A 13168-nucleotide genomic window follows, 5' to 3' on the forward strand; every position below is an offset into this window, starting at 1 on the left:
GAAGACAAAACGATGGGAAAATTATTTAAATTTTTGAAGCCACGTGTAGGTGCGGTGCTTGCAATTGTTGCAGTGCTGATCATTCAGGCATATTGTGATCTGTCGCTGCCGGGATACACTTCTGATATTGTAAATGTTGGAATCCAACAGGGAGGAATTGATTCGGCAATTCCGGAACAGATTGCAAAAGACGACATGGAAAAGTTATTGCTGTTTGTGTCTAAGGATGATCAGAAAATTGTGATGGATGCCTATACGTTAGATTCTAAGACATATAAAAAAGATGCTTATGTTCTTAAAGACGATATGTTGAAAGATGAAGATAAGGAAGAAAAATTAATTGATATCCTTGGAAAACCAATGCTGTTGGTATCTGGATTTGATTCAGATTCTGAGACGAGCAAACAGATGAAACAGGCAATATTTGCGAATGTGCCTCAGGAGATGCTTACGGAGGATACAACGATATACGATGTACTTTCTATGATGCCAGAGGAACAGAGGCTGCAGATGACGAAGCAGTTAGATGAAAAGATGGAAGAGATGCCGGAGACGATGGTGGAACAGGCAGCCACAATATACATCAAGTCTGCGTATGAAAATCTGGGAATTGATATGGATAAAGTGCAGACAGATTATATGTTTGCAACTGGTGCAAAGATGATCGCACTTGCGTTTTTAGGAATGGCGGCAAGTGTGCTTGTAGGTCTTATGGCATCAAAGGTGGCGGCCGCTACCGGACGAGATTTGAGAAGTGGTGTGTTTAAGAAGGTAGTTGGGTTCTCCAATGGGGAGTTTGATAAATTCTCAACTGCGTCTTTGATCACTAGAAGCACGAATGATATTCAACAGATTCAGATGCTGACGGTAATGATGCTGAGATTGGTGATCTATGCACCGATTCTTGGACTGGGTGGTGTGTTTAAAGTATTCCACACAAATGTATCGATGTCATGGATCATCGCACTTGCAGTAGCTCTGATCTTATGTGTTGTGATTGTATTGTTTGTTGTGGCAATGCCGAAATTCAAGATGTTGCAGAATCTGGTCGACAAATTAAATCTGGTAACAAGAGAAATATTGACAGGACTTTCTGTTATCCGTGCATTTAGCACAGAAAAACATGAAGAAGAACGATTTGATAAGGCGAACAAAGATTTGACAAGAACGAATCTATTTGTAAACAGAGCGATGACATTTATGATGCCAACTATGATGCTCATTATGAATGGAATTTCAGTGCTGATCGTGTGGAGTGGAGCACATGGAATTAATGACGGACAGATGCAGGTAGGAGATATGATGGCATTTATCCAGTACACAATGCAGATTATCATGGCATTCCTAATGATTTGTATGATTTCAATCATGCTCCCAAGAGCAGCTGTTTCCGCAACACGTGTGGATGAGATCCTTACAAGCGAGACTTTGATTCATGATCCAAAAGAACCAAAACAGCTTCCAGAAGATGGAAAAGGTGTTGTGAAATTTGATCATGTGTCATTCCGATATCCGGGGGCAGAAGAAGATGTGCTGCACGATATTAATTTTGTGGCACAACCGGGAGAGACTACAGCATTCATCGGAAGTACCGGAAGTGGAAAATCAACGTTGGTAAATCTGATTCCGAGATTTTATGATGTGACAGAAGGAAGTATCACAATCGATGGAGAGGATATCAGAAACATTACACAGCATGAATTGCGTGATCGTCTTGGATACGTGCCGCAAAAAGGTGTGCTGTTCTCCGGAACGATTGAATCCAATATTTTATATGGGAATCCGGATGGTTCTGAAACTGAGATGAAAGAGGCTGCAGCAATTGCACAGGCAAGTGATTTCATCGAAGAAAAGAACAAAAAATATGAAAGCAGAATCGCACAGGGTGGTGCAAATGTATCAGGTGGACAGAAACAGCGTCTGTCAATCGCGCGTGCCATTGCAAAACAGCCGGATGTGTTTATTTTCGATGACAGCTTTTCAGCATTGGATTATAAGACAGATGTGGCACTTCGAAAGGCTCTGAAGGAGCATACAACAGACAGTGTCGTCCTGATTGTAGCACAGCGAATCAGTACAATTTTGCATGCAGAGCAGATTATTGTATTAGATGAAGGAAAAGTAGTAGGAAGAGGAACGCATGAAGAACTTCTGAAAACTTGTGAAGTATATCAGCAGATCGCAATGTCTCAGCTATCAGAAGAAGAACTTGCAGGAAAACTCGGAAAGGAGGAGAAGAGTCATGAGTAAAAGACAGGGAGGCCCTATGGGCGGAGGTCCACACGGAGGAATGGGAGCCGGAGAAAAGGCAAAAGATTTCAAAGGAACAATCAAGAAATTGATGAAATATCTTTCCGAATATAAAATTGGATTGATTTTTGTTCTCCTTTTTGCAATCGGAAGTACGATTTTTAATATCGCGGGACCGAAAATTTTGGGAAAAGCGACAACAGAGATTTTTACAGGACTTGTGGGAAAAGTATCCGGAAGCTCCGGAATTGATTTTGAAAAAATCGCACATATTTTGATTTTCCTGATGTGCCTGTATGTAACAAGTGCAATATTTTCATTCATTCAGGGATATATTATGACGGGTGTGTCACAGAAGCTGACGTATCGCCTTCGAAAAGAGATTTCAGAGAAAATCAATCGTATGCCGATGAACTATTTTGATACAAGGACACATGGAGAAGTATTGTCACGTGTGACAAACGATATTGATACACTAAGCCAGAGTTTGAACCAAAGTGCAACTCAGATCATTACTTCTTTTACAACAATTATCGGTGTTTTGATCATGATGCTGAGCATCAGTCCTCTGATGACCCTTGTGGCACTTTTGATCCTTCCGATTTCGCTTGGATTGATTTCGACAATCGTAAAGCGATCACAGAGACACTTTAAAAACCAGCAGGAATATCTGGGACATGTGAATGGTCAGGTAGAAGAAGTTTATGGCGGGCATAATATTGTAAAGGCATTTAATAAGGAAGCAGATGTCATCAAAGAGTTTGATGAGACAAATGAGATCCTGTATCAGTCAGCATGGAAATCACAGTTTTTCTCAGGAATGATGATGCCGATCATGCAGTTTGTGGGAAATCTTGGATATGTTGCAGTTGCAATCTTAGGAGGATACCTTGCAATTAAGAAAACGATTGAAGTCGGAGATATCCAGTCTTTTATCCAGTATGTAAGAAACTTTACACAACCAATTACGCAGGTAGCTCAGGTTGCCAATATGCTGCAGTCGACAGCAGCCGCTTCGGAAAGAGTGTTTGAATTCCTGGAAGAAGAGGAGGAAGATCAATTTGCGCAAAATCCAGTGTCAGTAGAGGGACTGGAAGGAAATGTGGAGTTTGATCATGTTCATTTCGGATATAATGCGGATAAGATTATTATCAATGATTTTTCAGCGAAGGTAAAACAGGGACAGAAAATTGCGATTGTTGGACCGACCGGAGCAGGAAAGACGACGATGATCAAATTGCTGATGCGTTTCTATGACGTAAACAGCGGTGCGATTCTGATTGACGGACATAACCTGAAAGATTTCAATCGAGGTGAACTTCGTCAGATGTTTGGAATGGTTCTTCAGGACACATGGTTATTCCATGGAAGTATCAAGGAAAATATCCGGTATGGAAAATTGGATGCGACAGACGAGGAAGTTATTGAGGCAGCAAAAGCGGCTCATGTACATCGATTTGTGCAGACTCTTCCGAACGGCTATGATATGGAACTGAATGAGGAGGCAAGCAATGTTTCTCAGGGACAGAAGCAGCTTTTGACGATTGCGAGAGCGATTCTTGCAGATCCGAAGATTTTGATTTTGGATGAGGCGACAAGTTCGGTAGATACGCGAACTGAAGTGCGGATTCAAAAAGCAATGGATAACCTCATGCGAGGAAGAACAAGTTTTATCATTGCGCACAGATTGTCTACGATTCGTGATGCGGATCTGATTCTTGTGATGAAAGACGGTGATATTATCGAGCAGGGAAATCACGAGGAATTGCTGAAACAAAATGGATTTTATGCAGAACTTTATAATTCACAGTTTGAAAAAACGAGTGCATAAATAAAAAAGAAGACGAGGGAAATGGAAGATTTCTCTCGTCTTACTTTTTATAAAATTAGTGATAAATTCGTTTGTTTTCATACTTTGCTTCTGAAGTGAGTTGAACGTTCAAACGTTTAAATTGCTTGATGTCCACAGAAGAAAGCATTACAGAAGTGTGAGCCTGACATCCACTTAACTTAGGAATCTGTTCCAAAGCAAGTTTTGCGTTGTCATCTGTAGCAGCACAGATAGAAAGCGCAATCAGAATTTCATCTGTGTGAAGTCTTGGATTGATACTTCCAAGGTATTCTGTCTTTAACTTTTGAATCGGTTCAATTACACTTGGTGAAATCAAGTGTAATTCGTCATTCAATCCGGCAAGATTTTTTAGGGCATTCAAAAGCAGTGCTGAGGATGCACCGAGAAGACAGGAAGTCTTTCCAGTGATAATCTGTCCGTTTGGAAGTTCCATAGCAGCAGCAGGACCATTCGTTTCTTCGGCACGTTTGAGCGCGGCATCCACCACTTTTCTGTCTTCCACTGTGATATGAGCCTGTTTCATCAGAAGTTCAATCTTGAATGCTTCTTCCTCCTGTGCAGTTCCTTCCGCCAATCCATTTAATGCAGCGTAATAACGGCGGATAATCTCCTGATTGGAAGCTTCGCGGCAAGCGTCATCATCACAGATGCAATTTCCAGCCATGTTAACGCCCATATCTGTTGGAGACTTATAAGGATTTTCTCCGTAAATTCGTTCGAAAATAGCATCTAGAACTGGGAAAATCTCAACGTCACGATTATAGTTGACTGTTGTGACTCCGTAGGCATCCAAGTGGAACGGGTCGATCATGTTCACATCATTTAAGTCAGCTGTTGCAGCCTCATAAGCAAGGTTCACAGGATGCTTTAGCGGAATATTCCAAATTGGGAACGTCTCAAATTTTGCATATCCGGCGCGGATCCCTCTCTTATGTTCGTGATACAACTGTGAAAGGCAAGTTGCCATCTTACCGCTTCCAGGACCAGGTGCAGTGATGATGACAAGTGGTCTGGATGTCTCAATATAATCATTCTTTCCATAACCTTCATCACTTACGATCAACGGAATATTAGATGGATATCCTTCGATGGAGTAGTGTGTATACACTTTGATTCCAAGTTTTTCCAAACGAGCTTTGAATAAATTTGCACTTCCCTGACCGGAATATTGTGTGATTACGACACTTCCGACAAACAATCCTTTTTCTTTAAAAGAGTCCATCAGTCTCAAGACATCTGAATCGTATGTGATTCCAAGGTCTCCGCGGACTTTATTCTTTTCAATGTCTCCGGCACTGATTACAATTACGATCTCCGCCTGATCTGACAGCTGCATCAATAATCGGAGTTTGCTGTCGGGAGCAAATCCAGGTAATACGCGGGCAGCATGATAATCGTCAAATAATTTTCCGCCAAACTCCAAATAAAGTTTGTTATCAAAGTGATTAATCCGTTCTCGAATATGTTCCGACTGCATTTTTAAATACTTTTCGTTATCAAATCCAATTTTCATAAGTAATCCATCCCTCTATTAAAAGTTTTTCCTACATTGTTCAATGGCATAATAAATGCACTAGGATAGTATACTACAAAATAGATTATTTTACAAAAGTTTTAGAAAAGTATTTGCGTATTTCATAATGTTTTTATTGATTTATAGAAAAGCAGTACTTATAATAAAGAAGATAGAGATTAGGAGGATAAAGATGGATAATAACCAGAACAATAATAAAAATCCTAAGAACAATAAACAGAATTGGAGTATTATTATCATTACGACTCTGGTAACTGTATTTTTGGTATTAGGACTATACTCATTTATGCAGAAGACGACATCGAAGGAGATTAGTTACAGTGAGTTCCTGAAGATGCTAGATGACAAGAAAATTGAAGAAGTTGTATTTGATACGAATCAGCTGATCATCACACCGAAGACAGAAAAGAAAAATGGTCTGCCGCAGGTAAAGGTGACATATTACACCGGTTACACCGGAAGTATGGAGGACAGTAAGCTGGTTGACCGTTTAGAAAAGGCGGATGTGAGATTCGGTGAAAAAATTCCGGACTCTACAAGTGCCGTTTTACTGAACATATTTGTGACATTGATCCTTCCGTTTGTATTGATTTTTGTCGTTTTGAATTATCTCATGAAGAAGATGGCAAAAGGCGGCGGAATGATGGGAGTTGGAAAGAGCAATGCCAAGATGTATGTGGAGAAGCAGACAGGGGTTACATTTAAAGATGTTGCCGGGCAGGATGAAGCGAAAGAATCTCTTCAGGAAGTTGTGGATTTCCTGCATAATCCGGGAAAATATACAGGAATTGGAGCCAAGCTTCCAAAAGGTGCACTATTAGTAGGACCTCCGGGAACAGGTAAGACATTGCTTGCAAAAGCGGTAGCGGGAGAAGCAAAAGTACCATTTTTCTCATTGTCTGGTTCGGCATTTGTAGAGATGTACGTCGGGGTCGGTGCATCGAGAGTGCGAGATTTGTTCAAGCAGGCACAGTCGATGGCTCCATGTATCATTTTTATTGATGAGATTGATGCAATAGGAAAAAGCCGTGATAACAGTATGGGAAGCAATGACGAGCGTGAACAGACGCTGAATCAGCTGTTAGCTGAGATGGATGGATTTGATACGGATAAGGGATTGCTTTTGCTGGCAGCAACAAACAGACCAGAGATTTTGGATCCGGCACTTTTGAGACCGGGACGTTTTGACAGAAGAATTATTGTGGATAAGCCGGATTTAAAGGGGCGTATTGATGTATTAAAAGTACATGCAAAAGATGTAAAGATGGATGAGACAGTAGATTTGGAGGCAATTGCGCTAGCAACTTCAGGAGCAGTTGGTTCAGATTTAGCAAATATGATCAATGAGGCTGCCATCAATGCAGTCAAGAATGGCCGAAATGTTGTATTGCAGGCAGATTTATTTGAAGCGGTGGAAGTAGTTCTTGTCGGTAAGGAGAAAAAGGATCGCATTATGAATGCAGAAGAAAGAAGAATCGTCTCTTACCACGAGGTAGGACATGCGCTTGTGAGTGCTCTGCAAAAAGATTCTGAGCCAGTGCAGAAGATTACCATTGTGCCAAGGACAATGGGAGCTCTTGGTTATGTTATGCATACACCGGAAGAAGAAAAGTTCCTGAATACAAAGAAAGAACTGGAAGCGATGATTGTCGGTATGCTTGGAGGTCGTGCGGCAGAAGAGATTGTTTTCGACACAGTGACAACAGGTGCATCGAATGATATTGAACAGGCTACAAAGGTAGCAAGAGCGATGATCACTCAATATGGTATGTCAGAGCGGTTCGGATTGATGGGATTGGAATCTATCCAGAACAGATATCTGGACGGTCGTGCAGTATTGAATTGCGGTGAGGCAACTGCAGCAGAGATCGATCAGGAAGTTATGAAGATGTTAAAAGCAGCTTATGAAGAAGCAAAACGTCTTTTGACGGAGAACAGAGAAGCGCTAGATAAGATTGCTGCATTTTTGATTGAGAAAGAGACAATCACAGGAAAAGAATTCATGAAGATTTTCCATGAAGTACAAGGCATTGAAATGGAAGAGGAAGAGACTTCAAAAGAGGACGTTTTAAAAGAAGAGACGGTACAAGAGGAAAAGAAAGAAGCGATAGCAGTTGTAGAAGAAAGTGAATTTGCAGAAGCAGCACAAGAGCATCATGATAATGAAGAGTAGAAAATGAGGTGGATTTCCACCTCATTTTCTGTTACATATTTATAGAAATTTCCTATGAGGATTATAAGATAAAGCAATTAGACCGTAAATTACCGATATGCTACAATTTTTATATGAGAACAAAGAAAGGGGGATTTGAAAATGAACTTTTCAGATTCAAAGAAAAAATTAGCATTGGCCGGTGCGTTATGCGGTGTGATTGCAGCGGTGCTAGCCTATTTTGGTAATCCGGCAAATATGGCAATCTGTGTTGCCTGTTTTATTCGAGACACAGCAGGTGCATTGAAGATGCATCAGGCAGCGGTTGTACAGTATGCAAGACCTGAGATTATCGGGATTGTGGTAGGTGCATTTGTGATTTCAGCGGCTACAAAAGAATATCGTTCTACAGCAGGATCATCTCCGATGACACGTTTTGTCCTCGGAATTGCTATCATGATTGGGTCATTGGTATTTTTAGGATGTCCGCTTCGAATGGTACTTCGTATGTCGGCAGGGGATTTGAATGCGTATGTGGCATTGATTGGATTTATTCTTGGAATTGCAACTGGGATTGTTGCATTGAAAAAAGGTTTCAGCCTTGGAAGGGCACATGAAACGAACAAGATGAGCGGAGCAGTGCTGCCGGTACTTATGGTGGGAATTTTGATTCTTGCAGTCGGAACAACGCTTCTGGCGTCCAGCACAGAGGGACCGGGAAGTAAACATGCGCCGATTGTAATCGCATTGATTGGCGGATTGTTATTTGGCGCATTTGCCCAAAAGTCAAGAATGTGTTTTGCAGGAAGTATTCGAGACGTCATTCTTATGAAAAATTTTGATCTGTTATCGGTGATCGGTGGCTTATTTGTTGTAATGTTGATTTACAATATCGCAACAGGAAATTTTATTTTAGGTTTTGACACACCTGGAATTATTGCGCACTCAGATCATTTATGGAACATTCTAGGTATGTATACGGTAGGATTTGCGGCAACTTTAGCGGGTGGTTGTCCACTTCGTCAGCTTGTTCTTGCAGGGCAGGGATCATCTGATGCAGGAATGACTGTGATCGGAATGTTTGTAGGAGCAGCCCTTTGCCACAATTTGGGACTTGCTTCAAGCGGAACAGCAGCAGATGCAGAAGGAGTTATCACAGCCGGAGCAGCAGCACCAGCAGGAAAAGTGGCATGTATCATCTGTATTGTCGTATTATTTATCATTGCATTTGTGGGAAATAAAAGAAAAACAGCGTAGATATCTTGAAAAAGAGAAAGAAGGAAATGAAATATGTATGAAGTAGATGCAAGGGGATTATCTTGTCCGGAGCCATTGATGATGACGGCGGAGGCATTAAAGAAACAGAAAGGGCAGATAAAAGTTTTGGTGAGTGAGCCGCACCAGAGAACGAATGTAGAGAAATTTGCCAAAGATCATGGGAAAAAGGTAAGTACAAAAGAAGTAGGCTCGGAATTTGAGATTGTGATAGGTTAGTCTAAAAGAAAGCAAGTTTTATTGAGGGTACAGGAAATGCAGCGTTTCCTGTACCCTTAATCTATGCTATAATGGAAAAAACGAAAAAAGATGGAGTAAAAAGATGTTTGACATAGAAGAAGAGTTGAAAAAGCTTCCGGCAAAACCGGGGGTATATCTGATGCATGATGAAAAAGATCACATTATCTACGTGGGAAAAGCAATCAGTTTGAAGAATCGGGTACGTCAGTATTTTCAGACAAGCAGAAACAAAGGGGCAAAGATTGAACAGATGGTGACACATATACGTCGTTTTGAGTATATTGTGACAGATTCGGAATTGGAAGCGCTTGTACTGGAATGTAATTTGATCAAAGAGCACCGTCCAAAGTATAACACGATGTTGATGGATGACAAAGGGTATCCCTTTATCAAGGTGACGGTGAACGAACCATTTCCGCGTATTATGATGGCGAGGACGATGAAAAAGGACAAAGCAAAATATTTTGGACCTTATACAAGCGCCGGGGCAGTGAAAGATACAATTGAGCTGATTCGGAAGCTTTATCATATCAGAAGCTGCAATCGAAATCTGCCAAAAGATATTGGAAAAGACCGACCTTGTCTGAACTATCATATCAAGCAGTGCAAAGCGCCTTGTCAGGGATATATTTCAGAAGAGCAATATCGGGAATCCATCCATGAGGTGATTCGGTTTTTAAATGGGCATTATGATGTGATTTTAAAAGATTTGGAAGAAAAAATGTTAGAAGCTTCTGAGAAGATGGAGTTTGAAAAAGCGATCGAATATCGGGAATTACTTGGCAGTGTAAAGAAGATCGCACAGAAACAAAAGATTACAGACAGCAGTGGGGAGGATCGGGATATTCTTGCAGTGGCAAAGGATGCAGAAGATGCGGTTGTACAGGTCTTTTTTATACGGGGAGGAAGGCTGATTGGGCGAGACCATTTCTTTTTGCGTAATTCTTCGGAAGAATCGAAGGGGCAGATTCTTGAGAGCTTTATCAAACAGTTCTATGCCGGCACACCGTTTATTCCGGCGGAATTGATGATTCAGGAAGAACTTGAAGAACGCGAGATATTAGAAGAGTGGCTCTCAAAGAAGCGTGAGCACCGTGTGCATATCCGTGTACCGAAAAAAGGAGAAAAGGAAAAGTTGGTGGAGCTTGCGAGAAAGAATGCTGCGTTAGTTTTAAACACGGATAAGGAAAGACTGAAAAGGGAAGAAGGACGAACAATCGGGGCAGTCAAAGAGATTGAAAAGCTTTTAGATTTGAGTGGTATTGTGCGTATGGAGGCATTTGATATATCGAATACAAATGGATTTGCATCGGTAGGCTCTATGGTTGTATACGAAAAAGGAAAGCCAAAGAGAAATGATTACCGAAAATTTAAAATCAAAGGCGTTCAGGGGGCAGATGACTATGCCAGTATGGAGGAAGTTCTGACAAGGCGTTTTGAGCATGGTCTGAAAGAACGCCAAGATGGGAAAGAGCTTGGAAGTTTCCATGTGTTCCCAGACTTGATCATGATGGATGGGGGAAAAGGTCAGGTAAATGTCGCACTTGCAGTGCTTGACAAATTACATCTGCAGATTCCGGTGTGCGGCATGGTGAAAGATGATAACCACCGCACGAGAGGACTTTACTATAATAATATTGAAATCCCAATTGACCGGAATTCAGAAGGGTTTAAGCTGATCACGAGAATACAGGATGAGGCGCACAGATTTGCGATTGAGTTTCACAGGAAGCTTAGAAGTCAGGGACAGGTGCATTCGATTTTGGATGATATTCCTGGAATCGGGCAGGCAAGGAGAAAAGCGTTGATGAAGCATTTTATGAATCTTGATGCAATCAAGAACGCAAGTGTAGAGGAATTAAAAAATTTACCTTCTATGAATGAAAAGTCTGCAAAGGACGTATACAACTTTTTTCATTAATGTTATACTAGAAAAAGAGTAATAAAAAGTAGGAAAGGAAGAGAAACATGTCAGGAGTAAAAATGAGTAAGATGGTGGAAAAGATGAATTTGAAAAATCTGACACCAGATATTGATATGACAGAAAAATGTCTTACAGTACCGGATATCAACCGTCCGGCTTTGCAGTTGACTGGATACTTTGATCACTTTGATTCAGAGCGTGTGCAGGTAATCGGATATGTCGAATATACTTATTTACAGACACTGCCGATGGAACAGAAAAAGAAGATATACAAACAGCTTTTATCTTATAAAATTCCTTGTCTTGTGTTTACAACAGAGATTTTCCCGGATGAGGAGTTGTTAAAGCAGGCAAATGAGACTGATACCCCTGTATTCTCCACAGAGCAGAAGACATCACCGTTTCAGGCTGAGTTGATTCGCTGGCTGAATGTGGAATTGGCGCCTTGTATTTCTATCCACGGTGTTTTGGTGGATGTGTATGGTGTTGGCGTTCTTATTATGGGGGAAAGCGGTATCGGCAAGAGTGAAGCAGCGCTGGAATTAATAAAAAGAGGACATCGTCTTGTTACAGATGACGTAGTCGAGATCAGAAGAGTCAGTGATGATACGCTCGTTGGATCTGCACCGGATATTACGAAGCATTTGATTGAACTTCGTGGTATTGGTATTGTGGATGTAAAGACACTGTTCGGTGTACAGAGTGTAAGGGAGACACAGACAATCGATCTTGTGATTACACTGGAAGATTGGAACAAAGAAAAAGAATATGACAGACTTGGACTGGAAGAAGAATACACAGAATTTTTAGGAAATAAAGTTGTGTGCCATTCGATTCCGATCCGTCCGGGACGTAACCTTGCGATTATCGTAGAATCTGCTTCTGTTAACCATAGACAAAAACAGATGGGATACAATGCAGCACAGGAATTATACAGACGTGTACAGGAAAGTTTGACAAGAAAGTAGGAGAAAAAGAAAGATGAATTATTGTTTTGGAGTAGATATTGGTGGAACAACTGTAAAAATGGGAATTTTTAAATTTGATGGAGAAACTGTGGACAAGTGGGAGATCAAAACGAGAACAGAGAATAAGGGATCGGCAATTCTTCCTGATGTAGCATATTCTGTTGCGGAGAAATTAAAAGAGCATGCAATTCCGAAAGAAGCAGTTTTAGGAATTGGTGTCGGAGTACCGGCACCGGTATCAGAAGATGGAATCGTCAATGGCACAGCAAACCTTGGATGGGAATATAAAGAAGTAAAGCATGAGCTTGAGGAATTGACAGGAATCAAAGTAAAAGTTGGAAATGATGCGAACGTGGCAGCACTCGGTGAGATGTGGAAAGGCGGCGGTCTTGGACAGAAAAATATTGTGATGGTGACACTTGGGACAGGTGTCGGCGGTGGAATTATCATTGATGGCCAGATTTTGACAGGTGCAAATGGCGCCGGCGGAGAGATTGGTCATATCTGTGTGAACTATGAAGAGACAGATCAATGTGGATGTGGCAACCGTGGATGTTTGGAACAATATGCATCTGCGACAGGAATTGTGCGTCTTGCAAAGAAAAAACTGGAAGCAGGTACAGCAGATACAGTATTAAATGCAGAGAATTTGACAGCAAAAGATGTGTTTGATGCGGTGAAGGCAGGAGATCAGGTCGCAATGGAAATTGCGGAAGAATTCGGACGTTATCTGGGATATGCACTGGCAAACATTGCAGCATTGGTAGATCCGGAGGCAATCGTAATCGGAGGCGGCGTATCGAAAGCTGGAGAGATTTTATTGGATTATGTAGAAAAGGCATATAAAGAAAGAGTGTTCTTTGCAAATAAAAAAGTAAGATTTGCATTGGCACAGCTTGGAAATGATGCAGGAATCTTCGGAGCGGCAAAGATGGTATTAAAATAGGAACTATAAAAATAAGACATTGCAGAA

Annotated in this window: 9 protein-coding genes; 8 read left to right on the forward strand and 1 reads right to left on the reverse strand. The window is 41.2% G+C overall.

The genetic code is table 11. The features are described 5' to 3' along the window. The first annotated feature begins 12 nt into the window (after positions 1–12). Together AC6I5B_RS03550 and AC6I5B_RS03555 are read left to right on the forward strand one after the other, a co-directional pair. On the forward strand, positions 13–2250 hold the full coding sequence (locus AC6I5B_RS03550; protein ID WP_004613613.1) for an ABC transporter ATP-binding protein: 2238 nt from the start codon (positions 13–15) through the stop codon (positions 2248–2250). Further along, complete coding sequence (locus AC6I5B_RS03555; protein ID WP_004613614.1) at positions 2243–4081, forward strand: ABC transporter ATP-binding protein; 1839 nt, start codon at positions 2243–2245, stop codon at positions 4079–4081. Before AC6I5B_RS03550 ends, AC6I5B_RS03555 begins: the two co-directional genes overlap by 8 nt. Positions 4082–4136: 55 nt before the next feature. Here the strand turns inward: AC6I5B_RS03555 and AC6I5B_RS03560 are convergent, their stop codons facing one another. Beyond that, positions 4137–5615: a DUF1846 domain-containing protein gene (locus AC6I5B_RS03560; protein ID WP_004613615.1), complete on the reverse strand. Its 1479-nt coding sequence runs from the start codon at positions 5613–5615 to the stop codon at positions 4137–4139. A gap of 193 nt (positions 5616–5808) precedes the next feature. On the opposite strand from AC6I5B_RS03560, the gene ftsH reads away from it, so the two are divergent. The 6 genes from ftsH (at position 5809) to AC6I5B_RS03590 (ending at position 13141) form a co-directional block, all read left to right on the forward strand. Next, positions 5809–7809, forward strand: a complete 2001-nt coding sequence (ftsH, locus tag AC6I5B_RS03565; RefSeq protein WP_497773625.1) for an ATP-dependent zinc metalloprotease FtsH — start codon at positions 5809–5811, stop codon at positions 7807–7809. 141 nt (positions 7810–7950) lie between these two features. Then, positions 7951–9045: a YedE family putative selenium transporter gene (gene yedE, locus AC6I5B_RS03570; RefSeq protein WP_004613618.1), complete on the forward strand. Its 1095-nt coding sequence runs from the start codon at positions 7951–7953 to the stop codon at positions 9043–9045. Between the two features lie 33 nt (positions 9046–9078). Further along, on the forward strand, positions 9079–9282 hold the full coding sequence (locus AC6I5B_RS03575) for a sulfurtransferase TusA family protein (RefSeq protein WP_004613619.1): 204 nt from the start codon (positions 9079–9081) through the stop codon (positions 9280–9282). Between the two features lie 103 nt (positions 9283–9385). Then, a complete protein-coding gene (gene uvrC, locus AC6I5B_RS03580) occupies positions 9386–11224 on the forward strand; it encodes an excinuclease ABC subunit UvrC (RefSeq protein WP_004613620.1) in 1839 nt (612 codons plus the stop codon). 47 nt (positions 11225–11271) lie between these two features. Further along, on the forward strand, positions 11272–12195 hold the full coding sequence (hprK, locus tag AC6I5B_RS03585) for an HPr(Ser) kinase/phosphatase (protein WP_004613621.1): 924 nt from the start codon (positions 11272–11274) through the stop codon (positions 12193–12195). 13 nt (positions 12196–12208) lie between these two features. Then, positions 12209–13141: an ROK family glucokinase gene (locus AC6I5B_RS03590; protein WP_004613622.1), complete on the forward strand. Its 933-nt coding sequence runs from the start codon at positions 12209–12211 to the stop codon at positions 13139–13141. The last annotated feature ends 27 nt before the right edge of the window (positions 13142–13168 follow it).

This window comes from Faecalimonas nexilis (genome assembly GCF_059731825.1).